Genomic DNA, 19,023 nt, shown 5'->3' on the forward strand with positions numbered 1-19,023 from the left:
TCGGGTACCGTCGAAGGAAGACCCACCGCAGCTGCCGCCAGGAGAGTCCGCCATGAGCGAGGCCACCGACCACCCCGACGCCGACGACGCCTGGGCGCGGGCCTGCGCCGAGGACCTCGCCGCCGAACAGGAACGCCGCAGGTCAGCCCGGTCCGGGGACACCGGGGGCACCGGAGGCGCCGACCGCCCCGGAACCGCCGCCGAGGAGCTGTTCAAGCTCTTCGAAGCCGTCGCCGACAAGGTCTCCTCCCTCAACAACCCCGCCGTCGGCGCCGCCGCCCAGGACGCCGTGCGCCAGTTCGTCAACCAGGCCAAAACCGCCGCCAAGCCCGTCATCGAGCGCAACCCCGAGGTCTTCGGCCACCTCGCCGCCGCCGGATCCGAACTCCTCGCCGCCTACCGCTCCGCCGTCGAGGGCCACGAACGCCGCTGGACCCACGACGAACCCCCCGCACCCCCGGCGCCCTCCGGCAAGGGCGACGAGGGCCCCGGTACCGGCCCGGCCCAGCGGATCGATCTCGACTGAACCTCCGCCGGGCCCGTGTACGGTTGGCCGTGGCGGGGTTTGACCGGAAACCGAGGGACTAATGGGACTCACCATCGGCGTCGACATCGGCGGCACGAAGATCGCGGCCGGCGTGGTCGACGAAGAGGGCACCATCCTTGAGACGTACAAGGTGCCCACCCCGCCGACCGCGGACGGCGTGACGGAGGCCATCTGCGCCGCCGTCTCCGAGGTCAGCAGCAGCCACACCATCGAAGCCGTCGGCATCGGCGCCGCCGGATACGTCGACGACAAGCGCGCCACGGTGCTCTTCGCACCCAACATCAACTGGCGGCACGAACCCCTCAAGGACAAGGTCGAACAGCGCATCGGCCTGCCCGTCGTCGTCGAGAACGACGCGAACTGCGCCGCCTGGGGCGAATACCGCTTCGGCGCCGGCCAGGGCCACGAGGACGTCATCTGCATCACCCTCGGCACCGGCCTCGGCGGCGGCATCATCATCGGCAACAAGCTCCGCCGCGGCCGCTTCGGCGTCGCCGCCGAATTCGGCCACATCCGGGTCGTCCCCGACGGCCTGCTCTGCGGCTGCGGCAGCCAGGGCTGCTGGGAGCAGTACGCCTCCGGCCGCGCCCTCGTCCGCTACGCCAAGCAGCGCGCCAACGCCACCCCCGAGAACGCCGCGATCCTCCTCGGCCTCGGCGACGGCACCGCCGACGGCATCGAGGGCAAGCACATCAGCGAAGCCGCCCGCGCGGGCGACCTCGTCGCCATCGACGCCTTCCGCGAGCTCGCCCGCTGGGCCGGCGCCGGCCTCGCGGACCTGGCCTCCCTCTTCGACCCGTCCGCGTTCATCGTCGGCGGCGGCGTCTCCGACGAGGGCGACCTCGTCCTCGACCCGATCCGCAAGTCCTTCAAGCGCTGGCTCGTCGGCGGCGCCTGGCGCCCGCACGCCCAGGTCCTCGCCGCACAGCTCGGCGGCAAGGCCGGCCTCGTCGGCGCCGCCGACCTGGCCCGCCAGGGCTGACACCCCTTTTCGCCGCGACTGCCCGCCGTGCCCCCTGGGGGAGCGGCGGGCAGCTGCGTATGTTCGGGGCATGCCGCACACGCTGCACACGCTGCCGAAGTCCGAGACCGAGCCCGACGGCTCAGCCGTCATCCGGGCCCTCAGCTACAACATCCGCTCGCTGCGCGACGACGAGGAAGCCCTGGCCCGGGTCATCCGCGCCTGCGCCCCCGACCTGGTGTTCGTCCAGGAAGCACCCCGGTTCTTCCGCTGGCGCAAGCACGCGGCGAGGCTCGCCGCCAAGACCGACCTCGTGGTGCTGGGAGGCGGAGCCACCGCGGCCGGACCGCTGCTGCTCTGCTCCCTGCGGGCCTTCGTGGAGCGCACCGAGGACGTACTCCTCCCGCGTACCCCCGGCCTTCACCGCCGGGGCCTCGCCACCGCCGTCGTCCGCTTCGGCGCCGCCCGCGTCGGGGTGGTCAGCGCCCACCTCTCACTGGACGCGGCGGAGCGGCAGGCGCAGGCGCAGCTCCTCCTGGACCGGGCCGCCGCCCTGGGCGCCCCGCACGTGATCGCGGCGGCCGACGTCAACGAGGCGGCGGGGGGCCCCGCCTTCGGCCGCCTGTCGGGAGCGCTCCAGGACTGCTGGACGGTCTCCCCGTGGGGCGACGGCGACACCTTCCCCTCGACGGCCCCGAACCGCCGCATCGACGCCGTCTTCGCCTCCCCGGGGGTCGAAGTCCTGGCCTGCGGAGTCCCGACCGGCCTCCCGGGCATCACCACCCCCGACCTCCACGCCGCCACGGACCACCTCCCGGTCCTGGCGGCGCTGCGGCTCCCGGCGGGGTGAGCCCGGTGCGGGCGGGCTATCTCCCCCTCGAGGGTTTACCCACGGACCGGATCAGAGCAGGTTGGGGGTTTCCCGGCAGTCTTTCGTCCTTCCGGTTCGGGCCGGCCTGTCAAGGGCGCTCCTTCGTCGCGTCGCTTCGCGATCGCCTTCGGCGACCCTTGACCGACCGACCCGAACCGGAAAGCCGAAAGACTGCCGGGAAACCCCCAAAGAAACGGCACGGTCCAGAGGAGGGCGGACGGGCGTCTCAGCGCTGAGACGAGGGACCGGGCGCCGGCCCGCCGGGCATCCGGGCCCTCAAGAGTCCTGATTCCGTGCCGGGTGCGCGGCTACCTGCACCAGAGGTTGATCAGAGCGGCCTGCGGAGCCCCCCAGACGCGACAGATCGCTACGCGCTCCCCCCCGTCTCAGCGTCCGGCGACCGCCTTGGGCTGATACCTGCGCCAGAAGACGAACAGGGCAGCCGAAGGAGACGGGGGCGCGTCAGATCGCTACGCGCTTCTCTGGTCTCGGCGTCCGGCGGCCGTCTTGGGCTGGTCCGGGGCGGGTTCGACGTTGGTGGCGGCGGTGGTGAATTCGCGGCCGCAGGCGCCTCGGATGTAGGCGAGTTCCATCCAGCGTTCGATGCCGGTGTCGGAGACGTTCTCGTTGATCACGGCCATGAGGATGCCCTCGGTGCCGGAGGCGATGTCTCGGACGCGTCGGTGGAGGAGGCGGTGGGGGACGTACTCGTAGCACTCACTCATCGGACGCCGCCTCGAAGGTGCTGAGGAAGCGCTCCCAGCCGGCTGTTGCCCGGTCAAGCAGATCGGCGCTGGGTCCGAACGTGGCTGGCACCCTCTCGATGGGCACCTCGCAGATGCAGTTGTGCGTGATGAGGTCGGTCACGGGTCGACTCCTCCATAGGTCAGTGGTGTCACCCATCAGCCTGGACTCGTCCCAACCGCGCGGGAATGGCCGTTTGTTGCACTTCCGCTGTACTTGCGTCTCGCTTCGTCGGTCTGCCGTGGTTCGATGACGGCGAGAAGGGAGCGGCGTGTGGCGACCGTGCACCACTGGACCGGGCTGGAGGCCAAGGCACTCCGGCTGGCGCTGCGGCTGAGCGTCCGCGCGTTTGCCGATCACCTTGGCGTCGGAGTGCGGACCATCTCCAAGTGGGAGAAGCTCCGTGCGTCTACCGAACCTCGCCCGGACACCCAAGCGATTCTTGATACCGCTTTGGCCCGTGCGGACGCTGCCGCCCATCTGCGGTTCGAAATGTTTCTGTCCGACGCCGGAGGCTCCAGGACGATCCGGTCGGTGACGTCCACAGCTCCACTCGCCTGGGAGTACGAATCCTGGGCTGATGACCTGGACCGGGTCGTGGTGGCGCTCAATCAGCAGGACTTCGCGTTCGCCGACTGCCTGCTCACCAGGTGGCTGAGCCGTTTCAACCGACCCGAGCTGGACGAGAGGGGCCTTTACCTCTTCGCCCGCTCGACCACTTTGCTCGGTGACCTCAAGCGGTATCGGGGAACGCCCGTCGGGCTGCAGTCCGCCCAACACTCCTATGCCGGTGCGCGCGCCGTCTTCACACACCTCGACATCCCTCGCCGTGTGGCCCAGCTCGACCTGTCCCTGGCGGTCGTCATGGAAATGTCCGGCAAGCTGGAGACGGCTGCTCGAGCCTACGAAAGCCTGGCTGTCGATGACCGGCTTTCTCCCCGCGACCGCGCGAGTGCCCGATTGTGGGTGGGGACGGCGCTGAGCAAGGACGGGCGGCACGACTACGCGACGCGTGTCATGACCTCCGCGACGCGTGACTTCGAGGACCTCGCCGAACCCGAAGACTGGTCGGTGGCACACCAGAAACTCGCGCTCGCCCGCCGCGATGCCGGCGACCTCACCGCCGCACTCCGGTTCCTGGACATCGCCTGTAGCACGGGCACCGTGCGGTCCCCGATGCAACGGGTGCAGCTCACCACCGCTCAAGCACACATTCTTCGCACTGATCCCGCCACCCGTGACGAGGGCCTCCGCCTCCTCAATGAAGCCGCGAAGATCGCCGCCAAGGCCGAGCTCGGACATCAACTCCGTAGCATCGATGCCATCAGGCGGACGTGCGAGGGAGCCTTCAAACCCCTACATCACCGACCAGGGAGCAGGTAGTGGCAGACGGACGACCGCAGGAGATCACCGAGAATCAGCGGCAGGCCGCCGAGCTGATCTGGGACTACCACCACATGCGTCACGACCTTCGCCCGTGCGATGTCGCGATCGCTCTGGGCTGCAACGACCTCGGCGTCAGCACCTACGCCGCAGACCTATACAAGGCCGGTTTTTTCCCCACTCTCGTGCTCACCGGTGGCAACAGCGCGGCCACCAGAGACGTGTTCCCCCGGGGAGAGGCCGTGCACTTCCACGAACAGGCCCTTGCGCTCGGTGTTCCCGCCCACGCGATGCTGCTGGAACCGAATGCCGCCAATACCGGTCAGAACATCGCTTTCACCCGCGAGGTGCTGACCACCGCCGGTATTCGGCCCCGCTCCGTGCTGCTGCTCTGTATGCCGTACATGGAGCGGCGGGCCTTCGCCACCTGCCGCCAGCAATGGCCCGAGGTCGAAGTGGTGTGCGCTTCTGCCCCCTTGTCTTTCGACGCCTATCTCAAGGGCATGGGCGACGAGGAATCCGTGATCAGCATGATGGTCGGCGACCTGCAACGTGTGATCGAGTACCCGAACCATGGCTTCGCCATCGCCCAGGACGTACCGCAGGACGTGCATGCGGCATACAAGTCCCTGGTCCGGGACGGCTTCACCGGTTGCCTCCTCACCCCGTGATAGTCGCTACTCGAAAGGAGCACGTGTGAGCGAGGGATTCGGCCTGGTCGTGCGCTTCTCCCTACGTGATCAGGAAGCTGCGAAGGCGTTCGACGCGCTCTGTGCGGTCACCCTGGAAGGCATCAAGGGGGCGGAGCCCGGAACGCTGACCTACATGGTGCACGTCCCGGAGGGTGAACCCCTGCAGCGCGTGTTCTACGAGCTGTACGCGGACCGTCAGGCTTTCGCTGCTCATGAGGCGCAGCCGCACACCAGGCACTTCCTTGCCCAGCGGGAGCAATACCTTGCAGGCGTCGAGGTCACCTTCCTTGACGCGATCACGGGGAAGAGGGCCGAACGTACGGGCAGCGTGGATTGACGTCTATGAGCGGACTCAATGCCGCTTCATCCGGAGGTATCCCTAGACGGCCGCCGGCCGCCGAGATCAGAGAAGCGCGTAGCGATCTGACGCGCCTGTCGGATGCCTAGGTGGATCTGTTCGTCCTTAGGTGCGGGTATCAGCCCGGGACGGTCGGCGGACGCTGAAAAAAGAGGAGCGCGTAGCGATCTGTCGCGTCTGGGGGGTCTGGAGGGGGCTCTGATCAACCTGTCGTGCGGGTAGTCGCGCCCCTGGCCCGGGATCTGGACACCTGAGGCCCCGGATGTCGGGCGGGCCGGCGCCCGGCGCCGCGTCTCAGCGCTGAGGGACCCGCTCCTCCAAGGATCGTCCGTGCCGTTTCTTTGGGGGTTTCCCGGCAGTCTTTCGGCTTTCCGGTTCGGGTCGGTCGGTCAAGGGTGGCCGAAGGCCATCGCGTAGCGACGCGACCGAAGGGAGCGCCCTTGAGGGACCGGCCCGAACCGGAAGGACGATGGGACTGACGGGAAGCCCCCAACCATCGATGAGACCGCCCCAGGGGATCCCGCCCCCCGGCCCCACCCGCACCCGGGGGTGGGTGGGCAACTGCCGGGGGGAGACCGCAGGTCCGCGCGTCAGACGACCGCGCCGCGGCCCGGGTCGTCGTCATCGTCGTCGTCGCCCGTCGACATGCGGGCGATCAGGGTGGCGAAGCCGCCCAGGAAGCCGCCGATGCCCAGGGTGGTCAGCCACCAGGTCATGTCCCACTGGAGCAGCACCGCCAGCAGGAGCAGCACCGGTCCGCCGACCACCGCGAGCCAGGCGAACTTCGCCGTCGTGTCCGCCTCCGGCAGCTCGGGCTCCGGCGGGACGAAGTGGCCCTCGTCCGTCGGCTCGGCCGGGGTGTGGTCGCGGGGGCCCGGCGCCGGGGTGGGTACGGGGACGCCCGCGCCCACGCCCGGGGCGAACGTGATCGAGCTGCCCAGCTCCGGCCTGGGCTCGGGCTTCGGCTCCGGGGCCGGGTCGGCCGTCGCGGTCTTCGGCTCGGGCTTGACGTCCTCCTCCGGCAGCATCAGGTTCTCGATCGGCCGGAACGGCCTCGCCCCCGGCGGGTCCGGCGGTTCCTGCCCGTACCCGGCGACGATCGCCGCCCACGCCGCTTCCTCGTCCAGCGGGGGAACGCCCCCGGAGGACTCCTCGTGCTCAGCCACCGCTGGCCGCCCCCTCCCTGCCGACACTCTTCGCGAGCCGCCCGACGAACGCGTAACTGTCCGCGAAGATCCGCTCCGCGTCATGGTCCAACGTCGCCACGTGGTAGCTCTGTTCCAGCAGGGTCTCGGTGACGTCCGTCGAGGACACGCGGGACAGGATCCGCGCCGAGTCGACCGGCGGGACCACGTGGTCCTGGGGGCTGTGGAGCAGCAGCACCGGCTGCGTGACCTGCGGCAGCTCGGTGTCCACGAGCCGGAAGAACTGCCGCAGCGAGTGCGCGGCCTTCGTCGGGACGCGGTCGTAGCCGACCTCCACCGAGCCGGGCTTCGCGATGTCGCTGGCGATCCCCGGCGTCGACCGGATGAAGTGCTTGGCCACCGGAAGGGCGACGGCCAGCGGGTCGTGCACCTTGTTGGCCGGGTTGACGAGGACGATGCCGCTGATGGCGTCACCGTGCTTGGCGGCCAGCCGCAGGGTCAGCGCGCCGCCCATGGAGAGGCCGAAGACGAAGACCTGCTCGCACCGCTCCAGGAGCTCGCGCAGCGCCCGGTCGACCTCCGCGTACCAGTCCCGCCAGCCGGTGAGCTGCATGTCCTGCCAGCGCGTCCCGTGTCCGGGGAGCAGCGGGAGCGAGACGGTCAGCCCGCGCTCGGCCAGGTACTCGGCCCAGGGGCGGAGCGACTGGGGCGAACCGGTGAAGCCGTGGCAGAGGAGTACGCCCACCTCTCCGCCCTCGTGGCGGAACGGCTCTGCTCCAGGGAGGACGGGCACCAGGGTCTCCTTCGAAGGGTGGGGGGTGCGTTGCGCTGTGTGACTTCACCGTACGCGACCGGGATGACACCGACCAGGGCCGTCGGGCGCTCCGCGCGGGCCCACGGGATATGGTCTGTTCGACAGACACAGGAAGGCTTTCGAGTTGATCTACGGCGCAATGAAGTTCTCCATCGGGGGTTCCCTGAAGCTCGCCTTCAGGCCGTGGGTGGAGGGCCTCGAGAACATTCCCGCCGAGGGGCCGGCGATCCTCGCGAGCAACCACCTGTCCTTCTCCGACTCCTTCTTCCTGCCGGCCGTGCTGGACCGGAAGGTGACCTTCATCGCGAAGGCGGAGTACTTCACCTCCCCGGGCGTCAAGGGCAAGCTGACGGCTGCCTTCTTCAAGGGCGTCGGCCAGCTCCCGGTGGACCGCTCCGGTGCGCGCGGTGCGGGCGAGGCCGCCATCAAGAGCGGCATCGAGGTCATCGAGCGCGGGGAGCTGTTCGGTATTTACCCCGAGGGGACGCGTTCACCCGACGGCCGCCTCTACCGCGGCAAGCCGGGCGGTCTGGCCCGGGTGGCGCTGGCCACCGGCGCGCCCGTGATCCCCGTCGCGATGATCGACACCGAGAAGATCCAGCCGCCCGGCAAGGTCGTCCCGAAGCTGATGCGTCCGGGCATCCGGATCGGCAAGCCGCTGGACTTCAGCCGCTACCAGGGCATGGACGGGGACCGCTTCATCCTCCGCTCGGTGACCGACGAGGTCATGTACGAGATCATGAAGCTGTCCGGCCAGGAGTACGTGGACATCTACGCGACGGCCGCGAAGCGGCAGATCGCGGACGCGGAGAAGGCGGCCAGGGAGAGCGGCAAGGCGGCCGACAAGGCGGCCAAGGCCGAGAAGGCCGAAGCGGAGCAGGCCGAGAAGGCCAAGGGAGAGACGGGCGCGCAATAGCGCGCGCGGCGGGCCGGCCGGGTGGGCGGGCCCGCGGGGACGGGGCGGGTGGGGGAGATGGCGAAGCGCGAGCGCGTCGTACGGATGTCGGTCGAGCAGCCGCTGTGGCGGGCCCTGACCGCGTACCGGCTGCTCACCATGGTCTACGCGGCCCTGCTCTTCGCGGCGGCCTACCGCAAGTTCGACCAGCCGATGGTGGCGGCGGGCTACCTCGCCCTCCTCGCCGTCTGGACGCTGGCCACCCACCGCCGGGTGGCCAACGCGGCCAGCTGCACCAGGGGCTTCCTCGTCGCCGACCTCGCCGTCGCGCTGACCGGCATCCTGCTCACGCCGCTCGCCGACACCCATGAGCGGATCACGGGGGGCGGCCCCACCCTCCCCAGCATCTGGACCGCCGGCTCGGTCCTGGCCTTCGCCCTCAAGGGCGGCTGGCGCTGGGCCGGTTTCGCCTCGACCTTCGTGGCCGCCGCCAACCTCGTCATCCACGGCGGCGACCCGACCCGGGACACCCTGCACAACGTGCTGCTGGTCTGGGTGGCCTCCATCGCCATCGGCTACGTCGTCGAGGTCGCCCGCGCCAGTGAGGCCACCCTCGCCCGCGCCCTGGAGATCGAGGCCGCGACCCGTGAGCGCGAGCGCCTCGCCCGCGACATCCACGACGGGGTCCTCCAGGTCCTCGCCATGGTCCAGCGGCGCGGCACCGAGCTGGGCGGCGAGGCCGCCGAGCTGGGCCGGATGGCCGGGGAGCAGGAGGTGGCGCTGCGCACGCTGGTCTCCAGCGGGCTGGTGCGGCCGTCCCGGGTCTCGCGTGACGGGGCGCTCGGCGCGCTGGTGGACACGTACGAGGTGGAGGAGTCCGGCGCGGAGGAGGCCGAGCTGGACCTGCGCTCGCTGCTGGCCCCGCACGCCGGCTCCCGGGTGAGCTTCGCCGAGCCGGGCAGCCCCGTGGTGCTGCCGGCGCCCGCCGCGCGGGAGCTGGCGGCGGCGGTCGGCGCGGCCCTGGACAACGTGCGCAAGCATGCCGGGGAAGGGGCCAGTGCCTGGATCCTGGTCGAGGACTGGGGCGACGAGGTGATCGTGACCGTACGGGACGACGGCCCGGGCATCCCGGCCGGCCGGCTCGACCAGGCGGAGGGCGAGGGGCGGATGGGCGTGGCCCTGTCCATCCGCGGGCGCCTGCGCGACCTCGGCGGCAGCGCCGAGCTGGTGTCCGTCCCCGGACAGGGCACCGAAGTGGAACTGAAAGTACCGAGGGGGAGGACCCAGTGAACGACGCCGACAGCGAGCTCCAGCTCCAGCTGCGGGACATCAAGGTGATGGTCGTCGACGACCATCCGATGTGGCGGGACGCGGTGGCCCGCGACCTGGCCGCCGCGGGCTTCGACGTCGTCGCCACGGCCGGCGACGGGCCGGAGGCGGTACGCCGGGCCCGTGCGGCGGCGCCGCGGGTGCTGGTCCTCGACCTCAACCTGCCGGGCATGCCCGGGGTGCAGGTCTGCAAGGAGCTGGTCGGCGCCGATCCCGCGCTGCGCGTGCTGGTGCTGTCGGCCAGCGGGGAGCACGCCGACGTCCTGGAGGCGGTGAAGTCCGGGGCGACGGGCTACCTGCTCAAGTCGGCCGGGGCGCAGGAGCTGATCGACGCGGTGCGCCGTACGGCGGCCGGAGACCCGGTGTTCACGCCGGGCCTGGCCGGCCTGGTCCTCGGCGAGTACCGGCGGCTGGCCACCGACCCGGCGCCGGCCGCCCCCGACGTGCCGAAGGCGCCGCAGCTGACCGACCGGGAGACCGAGGTGCTGCGGCTGGTGGCGAAGGGGCTGTCGTACAAGCAGATCGCGGAGCGGCTGGTGATCTCCCACCGCACGGTGCAGAACCACGTGCAGAACACCCTCGGCAAGCTCCAGCTGCACAACCGGGTGGAGCTCGTCCGGTACGCGATAGAGCGCGGGCTCGACGACGCGTAACCCGTTCGTACGTCGTACTTACTTGCACCCCGGCTCCCCGTACGAGTGAACGGGCGTGCGCAACGCCCGCCATTTCCGGCGGAATTGGGCTTTCCGCACCCCTTGCCGTGACCTGGGTCACCACTAGCGTGCCCGTCATGGCGAAGGGAGATTCCATGAAGGTCGGAGTGCTCACCGGCGGCGGCGACTGCCCCGGACTCAACGCGGTGATCAGGGGCGTCGTCCGCAAGGGCACGCAGGAGTACGGATACGGGTTCGTCGGCTTCAAGGACGGCTGGCGGGGACCGGTCGAGGGGGACACCGTCCCGCTGGACATCCCCGCCGTCCGGGGCATCCTGCCCCGGGGCGGCACCATCCTCGGCTCCTCGCGCACCAACCCGTTCAAGACGGAGAACGGCGTCCGGGCCATCAAGGAGAACCTCGCCAAGTTCGAGGTCGACGCGCTCGTCGCGATCGGCGGCGAGGACACCCTCGGCGTGGCCGCCCGGCTCTACGAGGAGTACGGCGTCCCCTGCGTCGGCGTGCCGAAGACCATCGACAACGACCTCTCGGCCACCGACTACACCTTCGGCTTCGACACCGCCGTGGGCATCGCCACCGAGGCCATCGACCGGCTGCACACCACGGCCGAGTCCCACATGCGGGTCCTGGTCGTCGAGGTCATGGGCCGGCACGCCGGCTGGATCGCCCTGCACTCGGGGCTGGCGGGCGGCGCCAACGTCATCCTCATCCCCGAGCAGCGCTTCGACGTGGAGCAGGTCTGCGCCTGGGTGACCTCCCGTTTCAAGGCCAGCTACGCGCCCATCGTGGTGGTGGCGGAGGGGGCCATGCCCAAGGACGGCGACCTGGTCCTCAAGGACGCGGTCTCCCGCGACTCCTTCGGGCACGTCCGGCTGTCGGGCGTGGGCGAGTGGCTGGCCAAGGAGATCGAGTCGCGGACCGGCAAGGAGGCCCGTACGACGGTCCTCGGGCACATCCAGCGCGGCGGCACCCCGAGCGCCTTCGACCGCTGGCTCGCCACCCGCTTCGGACTGCACGCGATCGACGCGGTGCGCGACGGCGACTTCGGCAAGATGGTCGCGCTGAAGGGGACGGGCATCGTCCGCGTGCCGATCGCGGAGGCCACGGCGAAGCTGAAGACGGTCGACCCCGCGCTGTACGAGGAGGTCGGGGTCTTCTTCGGCTGAGGCCGGCGCCTGCGCCGGCGCCGGCGCCTGCGGGGCCGGGCCACGGGTCGTATCGTGACGAAACGACCCGTGGCCGACGACCTGTGGGGAGCGAGCGAGCGTGGAGATCCTGGCCTTCAGCGTGACCGCCGACGAGAAGCCCCTCCTGGAGCGCGCCTTCGAGGAACACTTCCAGGGGCGCCACGAGGTCCGCTGCCTCGACGTCTTCCTCGGCGAGGACACCGCGCCGATCGCCGCCGGGTACGAGGTCGTCTCCTCCAGCGTCAACGCCGACCTGCACGGGCGGGTCCTGCGCACCCTGGCCGCCGGCGGCACCCGCATGATCGCGCAGCGCTCCACCGGCTTCAACAACATCGACCTGGACGTGGCCCGGCAGCTCCGGATGACCGTCAGCCGGGTCTCGTACTACTCCCCGTACTCGGTGGCCGAGTTCGCCTGGACCCTGGCCCTGGCCGTGAACCGGCGGATCGTCCGGGCCTCCAACCGCACCCGGGACTTCGACTTCCGCCTGAACGGCCTGATGGGCCGCGACCTGCGGGGCCGCACGGCCGGGGTCCTCGGAACCGGCAAGATCGGCGAGGCCTTCACCCGGATCGCCCACGGCTTCGGCATGAAGCTGCTGGGCTGGGACCTCGCGCCGAACCCGGCGTGCGTGGAGCTGGGCATGACGTACGTGGACAAGGACGAGCTGTTCGCGTCCGCCGACCTGATCAGCCTGCACGTGCCGCTGCTGGAGGCCACGCACCACATCGTCGACGCGGCCGCGCTGAAGTCGATGCGGGACGACGTGGTCCTCGTGAACTCCAGCCGGGGCGGGCTGATCGACACGGAGGCCCTCGTCGCGGAGCTGCGGGTGGGCCGCTTCACGGGGGTGGGCCTGGACGTGTACGAGGCGGAGGCCGGGGTCTTCTTCACGGACCGCTCCCTGGAGGCGGTCGAGGACGACACGCTGGCACGGCTGGTCACGTTCCCGAACGTGGTCGTGACCAGCCACCAGGCGTACTACACGCTGGACGCGGTGGGGCAGATCGTCGAGGCGACGGTCAGGAACGTGGCGGACCATCTGGCGGGGCGCCGCTCCGAGAACACCCTTGTTCCTCACGGGGGCTGATCGGTGCGGGCGGCCCGCTGCGCGGGGCTGCTCCCCGCCCCGCCCTTCGCCCGTTCCCCGGGGCTGCGCCCCGGACCCCCTGGGGGCTCCGCCCCCAGACCCCCGCGCCTCGACGGGGTCCGGGGCGGAGCCCCGGTTCTTTCAGCCTCGCCGGCGTTTGAGGCGCGGGGGTCTGGGGCGGCGCCCCTGGGAACGGGGGAAGGGCGGGTAGGGGACCGGCCCCGCAGGGCAACGGGCCCCGGCTATGCCGGCTCGGCGGGGGCGCCCGCCAGCGTGCGGAGCAGGGTCGAGACGACGTCCGCCCCGCGGAGGGTCAGGACCGACTCCGGGTGGAACTGGACGCCCGCGAAGCCCCGCGCCACGCAGCGGACCGCGTGGACCTCCCCCGTGAGCGCGTCACGCGACACCTCCACCCCGTGCGCCGCCAGCTCCGCCTGCGCCTCCGCGTCGCACGAGGCCGCGTACGTGTTGTAGAAGCCCACCACCTCCGGCGTCCCGAACAGGTCGACCACCACCTGCGCCCCCTGCGCCGGCGCGGCCTTCCGCACCAGCGGCAGGCCCAGCTCCGCCGCGATCAGCTCGTGCCCGAGGCACACCCCCAGCAGCCCCCCGCGGTGGGAGGTGAGCAGCTCCCGCGCCAGCCCGCGCAGCATCCGCATCCTGGGGTCGGCCGCGTCCGCCGGGTCGCCCGGGCCCGGACCGAGGACGACCGGGCCGTCCCAGGCCAGGGCGAGGGACCGCAGCCCGGGGTCGTCGTAGCGGCGTACGGTCACCTCCAGCCCGGCCACCCGCAGCACGTGGGCCAGCATCGCCGTGAAGGTGTCCTCCGCGTCGATCACCAGCGCGTGCCCGGCCGCGTCCGCCGGCCGCTCCTGCATGCGGAGCCAGAACGGTGCCAGGTCCGCCCGCCGCGCGGCGAGGGCCGCCTGCACCCGCGGGTCGTCGGCCAGCCCGGCCGCCCCGGCGGAGGGGGCCGGCCGGGGCGCGGCCGGGCGGACGCCCAGGGCCGCCAGTACCCCGGCGGCCTTGGCGTGGGTCTCGGCCACCTCGCCGAGCGGGTCCGAGTGGCGGACCAGGGTGGCGCCGACCGGCACCCGCAGCGCCCCGTCGGGGGCGATGTCGGCGGTGCGGATCAGGATGGGGGAGTCCAGGGTCTGGGCGCCGGACGCGTCCAGGCCGAGCAGCGCCAGCGCGCCCGCGTAGTAGCCGCGGCCGCCGCTCTCGTACCGTTCGATCACCCGGCAGGCGTTCTGTACGGGCGACCCCGTCACCGTCGCCGCGAACATGGTCTCCCGCAGCACCTCCCGGACGTCCAGCGAGGAGCGTCCGCGCAGCTCGTACTCGGTGTGCGCGAGGTGGGACATCTCCTTCAGGCGGGGGCCGACGACGACCCCGCCCATGTCGCCGACGGTGCACATCATCTTCAGTTCCTCGTCGACCACCATCGACAGCTCCTCGGTCTCCTTGCGGTCGGCGAGGAAGGCGAGGAGCGACTCGGCGGTCGGGCCGGAGTCCGGGTAGCGGTAGGTGCCGCTGATCGGGTTCATCACGACCGTGCCGCCGGACATCCGCACGTGCACCTCGGGGCTGGCGCCGACGAGGGTGCGGTCCGGGGTGTGGACCACGTACGTCCAGTACGCGCCCCGCTCTCCCTCCAGCAGCCGCCGGAACAGGGCCAGCGCGTCGGCCCGGCCGAAGCCGTTGATCCGGCCCCCGTAGGTGCGCCGGATGACGAAGTTGGCGCCCTCGCCGCGGCCGATCTCCTCGCGGATCACCCGGTCGACGGTGGCCGCGTACTCCTCGTCGGGGACGTCGAAGCCGCCGCCGTCCACACGGACGTGGTGGGCCGGGAGCCCGGCCAGGGCCTGTGCGAGCGGGATCTCGTACGCCTCCTCGGCGGTCAGGACGGCCAGCGGCGTGCCGTCGTCGCGTACGTCGAAGCCGCGCTCGCGGATCTGCCGGAAGGGGACCAGGGCGAGGGTGGGGAGCTCCCGTACGGGCAGGTCGGCGAGCCGGCCGGCCTCGTGGACGGGGCCGAGGAGCACCTCGACGGTGTCGTGGTCGCGGCCCGGGGTCCGCCGGCGCAGCAGGGCGAAGGGCGGGGCGGAGTCGTCGAGGAGCCGGGCGAGATCGAAATCGGGGCGGGGAGGGGTGAGGGGAGTGGGGCGGGTCATGGGGGCGTCCTTCCGGTGGGTGTCGGAGGGAGGGACGGCCGGCCCGTGTCGGCACACGCAAAAGGCCGCCCCTCGGGGCGGCCTGCGCTTCGCTCGTGTCAGTGGGTACGCGAGAGGAGTGGGCCGCCGGGAGCGGGCCACCACCAGTTCAGGTTGGCGTGCGCGTACATGGGAGGCACCCTAGCCCACGGGGACGCCGTTCCGCCGCATCTGACTTTTTCCGACATGTGAACCTTGCATTCCGTTCATCCCGGGCCCCACGGCCTTCGAACGACACCGTCTCATCAGGTGGGCGTCCGGCCGGACACGGTGATTGACGACGTAATGTGTACGAGGTGACCGTGAACGCTGAAAACCAAGCCCTCGCCGCCAAGGCGACCTGGCGAGACCTTCCCGCGGCGCAGCAGCCTTCGTACCCCGATGCCGAGGCCCTGCGCGCTGTCGTCGCGGACCTCGAGTCGTATCCTCCGCTCGTCTTCGCGGGTGAGTGCGACCAGCTGCGCGCCCGTCTGGGAGCCGTCGCCAAGGGCGAGGCGTTCCTGCTTCAGGGTGGCGACTGCGCCGAGGCCTTCGACGCCGTCTCCGCCGACCACATCCGCGCCAAGCTGAAGACCCTGCTCCAGATGAGCGCCGTCCTCACGTACGCGGCCTCCGTGCCCGTCGTGAAGGTCGGCCGCATCGCGGGCCAGTACTCCAAGCCGCGCTCCAAGGACACCGAGACCCGCGACGGCGTCACCCTGCCGACCTACCGCGGCGACTCCGTCAACGGCTTCGCCTTCACCGAAGAGGCCCGCGTCCCGGACCCGGAGCGCCTGAAGCGCATGTACCACGCGTCGGCCTCGACGCTGAACCTGGTGCGCGCCTTCACCACCGGTGGTTACGCCGACCTGCGCCAGGTGCACGCCTGGAACCAGGACTTCGTGAAGTCCTCCCCGTCCGGGCAGCGCTACGAGCAGCTCGCACGGGAGATCGACAACGCCCTGAACTTCATGAAGGCCTGTGGCACCGACCCGGCCGAGTTCAAGGCGGTGGAGTTCTACTCCTCGCACGAGGCGCTGCTGCTCGCCTACGAGGGCGCCCTCACCCGTACGGACTCGCGTACCGGCAAGCTGTACGACACCTCCGGCCACATGGTCTGGATCGGTGAGCGCACCCGCCAGCTGGACCACGCGCACATCGAGTTCTGCTCGCAGATCGCCAACCCGATCGGCATCAAGCTCGGCCCGACGACCACGGTCGACGAGGCGCTGACGTACATCGACCGCCTGGACCCCGAGCGCGAGCCGGGCCGGCTGACCTTCGTCGTCCGCATGGGCGCCGACAAGGTCCGCGACAAGCTCCCCGAGCTGGTCGAGAAGGTCACCGCGTCCGGTGCGACCGTCGCGTGGGTCACCGACCCGATGCACGGCAACACCTTCGAGGCGGCCTCCGGCCACAAGACGCGTCGTTTCGACGACGTGCTGGACGAGGTCAAGGGCTTCTTCGAGGTCCACAAGGCGCTGGGCACCCACCCGGGCGGCATCCACGTCGAGCTCACCGGTGACGACGTCACCGAGTGCGTGGGCGGCGGCGACGAGATCTTCGTCGACGACCTGCACCAGCGCTACGAGACGGCCTGCGACCCGCGGCTCAACCGCAGCCAGTCCCTGGACCTGGCCTTCCTGGTCGCCGAGATGTACCGCGACCAGTAGTCGCGATCAGTAGGTGCCTTCCTACGACGATGGGGCGCGGATCGATGTGATCCGCGCCCCATCGGCGTACCGGGGTCTTTTAGGGGACCCTAACTTTGGGTACGGTTAGGTAAGCCTCACCGAATAGGGGATGGCCTGCCGAACCGTTCCGCTCCAGGGAGGTGAACCGCGTGTACGTCTGCTCTTGCTTCGGCATCACCGACAAGCAGGTCAAGGAACACGCGGCCGCCGGGGCCTGCACCCCCCGCCAGATCGCCTCGGCCACCAAGGCCGGCACCGACTGCGGCTCCTGCGTGCGCACCATCCAGGGCATCCTCGGCCGTGGGGCCTGCCCCCGCCGGGAGCTGCTGGAGAAGGGCGACGCCGCGGCCGTCCTCGCCGCCGAGCCCGCCGCGGCACCCGCACCGCAGCTGGTGGAAGCCGCCTGAGGGCTGCTGCTAGCTCGGCTGCTCGATGAGCTGCGCGATGTAAAGCGCCTCGCCGAGGGACTCGATGAGCTCCAGCTGGGTGTCGAGGTAGTCGATGTGGTGCTCCTCGTCCTCCAGGATCTCCTCGAAGAGGCGGGCGGACGTGATGTCGCCCTTCCCGCGCATGACCTCGATGCCGCGCTTGAGGCGGTCGATGGCCTCGACCTCGACCTGCCGGTCCGCCTGGAACATCTCCGTGATGGTCTGCCCCACGCGCACGTGGAAGAGGCGCTGGTAGTTCGGCAGGCCGTCGAGCATGAGGATGCGCTCGGTGAGCTTGTCCGCGTGCTTCATCTCGTCGATGGACTCTTCACGCGTGTACTTGGCGAGCTTGGTCCACCCCTTGTTGTCCTGGATGCGGTAGTGCAGCCAGTACTGGTTGATGGCCGTGAGCTCGCCGGTCAGCTGCTCGTTGAGGAATTCGAGGACCTCGGGGTCGCCCTGCATCGCAGAGGCTCCTTCCAAGCAATGTCAGCTAGTGAATGGGCTAGTGACGGGGCTGGTGACTGGCAGTGCGCGCATCCTCGCACTGCCGCCCTGGGGCGTCCAGTAAGTGCCTCCTTAGTGGGAGTTGCCGTGACTTGCCCGAATAGGGTCGTACCTGGTCGTGACCACACCGCCACGTCTGTCACCATGGAGGCATGGGTCAGCCGGAAAGCCGGGAATCTCCGGGAGCAGAGCAGCTCGAGCTCCCTCCGGGGCAGCGGTTGCAGAGGGGTTGGCCCGTCACCCACTACGGTCCCGTGCCCAAGTTCAAGCCGGATCGCTGGGAGTTCCGCGTCTTCGGTGCGACGGCGGACGGCGAGAAGCACTGCTGGAACCACGAGGAGTTCGCGGCCATGCCGTTCGACTCCGTCGTGGCCGACCTGCACTGCGTCACCAAGTTCAGCATGACGGGCGCCGAATGGGGCGGCGTGCTGGCGCGCACCGTCCTGGAACTGGCCCCGCCGGCCCCGCAGGTCACGCACGTGATGGTGTGGGCCGAGTACGGCTTCAGCTCCAACATGAGACTGGCCGACTTCGCCTCCGACCGGACCGTCTTCGCCACCCACATGGGCGGCGAACTGCTCACGGCCGAGCACGGGTTCCCGCTGCGGCTCGTGGTCCCGCACCTGTACGCCTGGAAGGGCCCCAAGTGGGTCCGCGGCGTGGAGTACATGACGGCTGACCGCCGGGGCTTCTGGGAGGAGCGCGGCTACCACAACATCGGTGATCCCTGGCGGGAGCAGCGCTACTCGTACCAGGAGGAACCGGGCGACGGCCCGGAGCTGTAGCTCTCGCCGTGGCTCACGGGCCGCCGTGGTCGGGCGGTACCCCCTGGTGGTACCCCCGTGGTGGGCTCAGTGGTGGTACTGGTGGACGACGGCGTGGCCCTTGCCGCGGCCGATCATCCACTTGTTGACCGGGGTGGTCAGGACGAAGGCGACGGCGAGCGAGATCGCCAGCACCGTCCAGAACAGCGGCTCCGACAGGTGGGCGTCCATCGCGCCGGGCCACAGGGCGATCACCCCGTTGTCGACCAGCTCCATGACCGCGATCGACAGGGTGTCCGCGGCCAGCGCCACCCGGACGGCCGAACGGAAGTCCACGCCGGCGGCGAGGATCCCGCGCAGGGTGAGCGCGTAGCCGAAGAAGAAGGCGAGGATGATCGCCAGGATCATCGTCGCGACGTTCCCCCAGCCCAGCGCGGTGCCGACGATCATCCCGAGCACCTCGCCGATGGCGCAGCCGGTGAGGCAGTGCAGGGTCGCCCGGGCCGCCATGGCCCAGCTGACCTTGCCGCCGGGGGTGTGGCCGGCGTGGGCGCCGTGGCCGTGGTGGCCCTCGTGGCCCTCATGGCCCTGGTGCTCGGGTCCGCTGTGGTGCTGGTGGTCTGCGTGGTGCTGGTGGTGCTCGTGGTTTCCGTGCTCGTGCTCCATGACAACCCCCGAGAGCCTGGGGAACGCCTGGCAGCGGTCCCGTCGGTACGACAGAACCGTATACCCCTAGGGGGTATTCCTC

Annotated in this window: 21 protein-coding genes; 14 read left to right on the forward strand and 7 right to left on the reverse strand. The window is 70.8% G+C overall.

Going from position 1 to position 19,023, the window contains the following annotated elements; all coding sequences use genetic code 11:
* Positions 1 to 52 precede the first annotated feature (52 nt).
* The 3 genes from ABD973_RS23455 to ABD973_RS23465 all read left to right on the forward strand — a co-directional run bounded on the left by ABD973_RS23455 (position 53) and on the right by ABD973_RS23465 (position 2,358).
* The gene (locus tag ABD973_RS23455) at positions 53 to 526 is read left to right on the forward strand and encodes a DUF5304 domain-containing protein (RefSeq protein WP_125820887.1); all 474 of its coding nucleotides are present in this window, start codon (positions 53 to 55) and stop codon (positions 524 to 526) included.
* A 61-nt stretch (positions 527 to 587) separates the two neighbouring features.
* Entirely contained in the window at positions 588 to 1,529 is a 942-nt protein-coding gene (locus ABD973_RS23460) for an ROK family glucokinase (protein ID WP_125820886.1), read from the forward strand.
* 70 nt (positions 1,530 to 1,599) lie between these two features.
* Positions 1,600 to 2,358, forward strand: coding sequence for an endonuclease/exonuclease/phosphatase family protein (locus ABD973_RS23465; protein WP_125820885.1), 759 nt, complete (start codon positions 1,600 to 1,602; stop codon positions 2,356 to 2,358).
* Between the two features lie 491 nt (positions 2,359 to 2,849).
* Here ABD973_RS23465 and ABD973_RS23470 read toward each other — a convergent pair whose 3' ends face one another.
* Positions 2,850 to 3,104: a hypothetical protein gene (locus ABD973_RS23470; protein ID WP_345501931.1), complete on the reverse strand. Its 255-nt coding sequence runs from the start codon at positions 3,102 to 3,104 to the stop codon at positions 2,850 to 2,852.
* Positions 3,097 to 3,246, reverse strand: a complete 150-nt coding sequence (locus ABD973_RS23475) for a hypothetical protein (RefSeq protein WP_164720871.1) — start codon at positions 3,244 to 3,246, stop codon at positions 3,097 to 3,099. Before ABD973_RS23475 ends, ABD973_RS23470 begins: the two co-directional genes overlap by 8 nt.
* A 150-nt stretch (positions 3,247 to 3,396) precedes the next feature.
* On the opposite strand from ABD973_RS23475, the gene ABD973_RS23480 reads away from it, so the two are divergent.
* From ABD973_RS23480 to ABD973_RS23490, 3 genes are read left to right on the forward strand one after another with little or no spacing between them, the layout of a single operon-like run.
* Positions 3,397 to 4,506: a helix-turn-helix domain-containing protein gene (locus ABD973_RS23480; protein ID WP_125820883.1), complete on the forward strand. Its 1,110-nt coding sequence runs from the start codon at positions 3,397 to 3,399 to the stop codon at positions 4,504 to 4,506.
* Positions 4,506 to 5,177 carry a YdcF family protein gene (locus ABD973_RS23485; protein WP_241253202.1) on the forward strand — a complete coding sequence of 224 codons (672 nt, stop codon included), beginning with the start codon at positions 4,506 to 4,508 and terminating at the stop codon, positions 5,175 to 5,177. Before ABD973_RS23480 ends, ABD973_RS23485 begins: the two co-directional genes overlap by 1 nt.
* A gap of 25 nt (positions 5,178 to 5,202) precedes the next feature.
* Positions 5,203 to 5,535, forward strand: a complete 333-nt coding sequence (locus ABD973_RS23490) for a putative quinol monooxygenase (protein WP_241253201.1) — start codon at positions 5,203 to 5,205, stop codon at positions 5,533 to 5,535.
* Positions 5,536 to 6,146: 611 nt separating this feature from the next.
* Here the strand turns inward: ABD973_RS23490 and ABD973_RS23495 are convergent.
* Positions 6,147 to 6,722 (reverse strand): hypothetical protein, encoded by a 576-nt coding sequence (locus ABD973_RS23495; RefSeq protein ID WP_125820881.1) that lies wholly within the window; start codon positions 6,720 to 6,722, stop codon positions 6,147 to 6,149.
* Positions 6,715 to 7,494 (reverse strand): alpha/beta hydrolase, encoded by a 780-nt coding sequence (locus ABD973_RS23500; RefSeq protein WP_345501937.1) that lies wholly within the window; start codon positions 7,492 to 7,494, stop codon positions 6,715 to 6,717. Before ABD973_RS23500 ends, ABD973_RS23495 begins: the two co-directional genes overlap by 8 nt.
* A 160-nt stretch (positions 7,495 to 7,654) precedes the next feature.
* On the opposite strand from ABD973_RS23500, the gene ABD973_RS23505 reads away from it, so the two are divergent.
* From ABD973_RS23505 to ABD973_RS23525, 5 genes are all read left to right on the forward strand, one after another.
* Positions 7,655 to 8,431: a lysophospholipid acyltransferase family protein gene (locus ABD973_RS23505; RefSeq protein ID WP_125823951.1), complete on the forward strand. Its 777-nt coding sequence runs from the start codon at positions 7,655 to 7,657 to the stop codon at positions 8,429 to 8,431.
* Positions 8,432 to 8,488: 57 nt separating this feature from the next.
* Positions 8,489 to 9,700, forward strand: a complete 1,212-nt coding sequence (gene macS / locus ABD973_RS23510; protein ID WP_164720870.1) for a MacS family sensor histidine kinase — start codon at positions 8,489 to 8,491, stop codon at positions 9,698 to 9,700.
* Positions 9,701 to 9,747: 47 nt separating this feature from the next.
* Complete coding sequence (locus tag ABD973_RS23515; RefSeq protein ID WP_042803204.1) at positions 9,748 to 10,392, forward strand: response regulator; 645 nt, start codon at positions 9,748 to 9,750, stop codon at positions 10,390 to 10,392.
* A gap of 155 nt (positions 10,393 to 10,547) precedes the next feature.
* Positions 10,548 to 11,579 carry a 6-phosphofructokinase gene (locus ABD973_RS23520; RefSeq protein WP_345504706.1) on the forward strand — a complete coding sequence of 344 codons (1,032 nt, stop codon included), beginning with the start codon at positions 10,548 to 10,550 and terminating at the stop codon, positions 11,577 to 11,579.
* A 100-nt stretch (positions 11,580 to 11,679) separates the two neighbouring features.
* Positions 11,680 to 12,690 (forward strand): 2-hydroxyacid dehydrogenase, encoded by a 1,011-nt coding sequence (locus ABD973_RS23525; RefSeq protein WP_345501940.1) that lies wholly within the window; start codon positions 11,680 to 11,682, stop codon positions 12,688 to 12,690.
* Between the two features lie 242 nt (positions 12,691 to 12,932).
* On the opposite strand, the gene ABD973_RS23530 is transcribed toward ABD973_RS23525, so the two are convergent.
* The gene (locus ABD973_RS23530; protein ID WP_125820878.1) at positions 12,933 to 14,864 is read right to left on the reverse strand and encodes an anthranilate synthase family protein; all 1,932 of its coding nucleotides are present in this window, start codon (positions 14,862 to 14,864) and stop codon (positions 12,933 to 12,935) included.
* Between the two features lie 326 nt (positions 14,865 to 15,190).
* Here ABD973_RS23530 and ABD973_RS23535 point away from each other — a divergent pair, with 326 nt between their 5' ends.
* Both ABD973_RS23535 and ABD973_RS23540 read left to right on the forward strand, forming a co-directional pair.
* Complete coding sequence (locus tag ABD973_RS23535) at positions 15,191 to 16,555, forward strand: class II 3-deoxy-7-phosphoheptulonate synthase (RefSeq protein WP_185899701.1); 1,365 nt, start codon at positions 15,191 to 15,193, stop codon at positions 16,553 to 16,555.
* Between the two features lie 170 nt (positions 16,556 to 16,725).
* Positions 16,726 to 16,983: a (2Fe-2S)-binding protein gene (locus tag ABD973_RS23540; protein WP_125820877.1), complete on the forward strand. Its 258-nt coding sequence runs from the start codon at positions 16,726 to 16,728 to the stop codon at positions 16,981 to 16,983.
* Between the two features lie 9 nt (positions 16,984 to 16,992).
* On the opposite strand, the gene bfr is transcribed toward ABD973_RS23540, so the two are convergent.
* Positions 16,993 to 17,469 carry a bacterioferritin gene (gene bfr, locus ABD973_RS23545; RefSeq protein WP_037926968.1) on the reverse strand — a complete coding sequence of 159 codons (477 nt, stop codon included), beginning with the start codon at positions 17,467 to 17,469 and terminating at the stop codon, positions 16,993 to 16,995.
* Between the two features lie 194 nt (positions 17,470 to 17,663).
* Between bfr and ABD973_RS23550 the strand changes: the two genes are divergently transcribed.
* Positions 17,664 to 18,296, forward strand: coding sequence for a sulfite oxidase-like oxidoreductase (locus tag ABD973_RS23550; RefSeq protein ID WP_125603658.1), 633 nt, complete (start codon positions 17,664 to 17,666; stop codon positions 18,294 to 18,296).
* A gap of 66 nt (positions 18,297 to 18,362) precedes the next feature.
* Here the strand turns inward: ABD973_RS23550 and ABD973_RS23555 are convergent, their stop codons facing one another.
* The gene (locus ABD973_RS23555) at positions 18,363 to 18,941 is read right to left on the reverse strand and encodes a DUF4396 domain-containing protein (protein ID WP_125820876.1); all 579 of its coding nucleotides are present in this window, start codon (positions 18,939 to 18,941) and stop codon (positions 18,363 to 18,365) included.
* Between the last annotated feature and the right edge of the window lie 82 nt (positions 18,942 to 19,023).

It is taken from the genome of Streptomyces racemochromogenes (assembly GCF_039535215.1).
In the GTDB taxonomy this organism is placed as follows: domain Bacteria; phylum Actinomycetota; class Actinomycetes; order Streptomycetales; family Streptomycetaceae; genus Streptomyces; species Streptomyces racemochromogenes.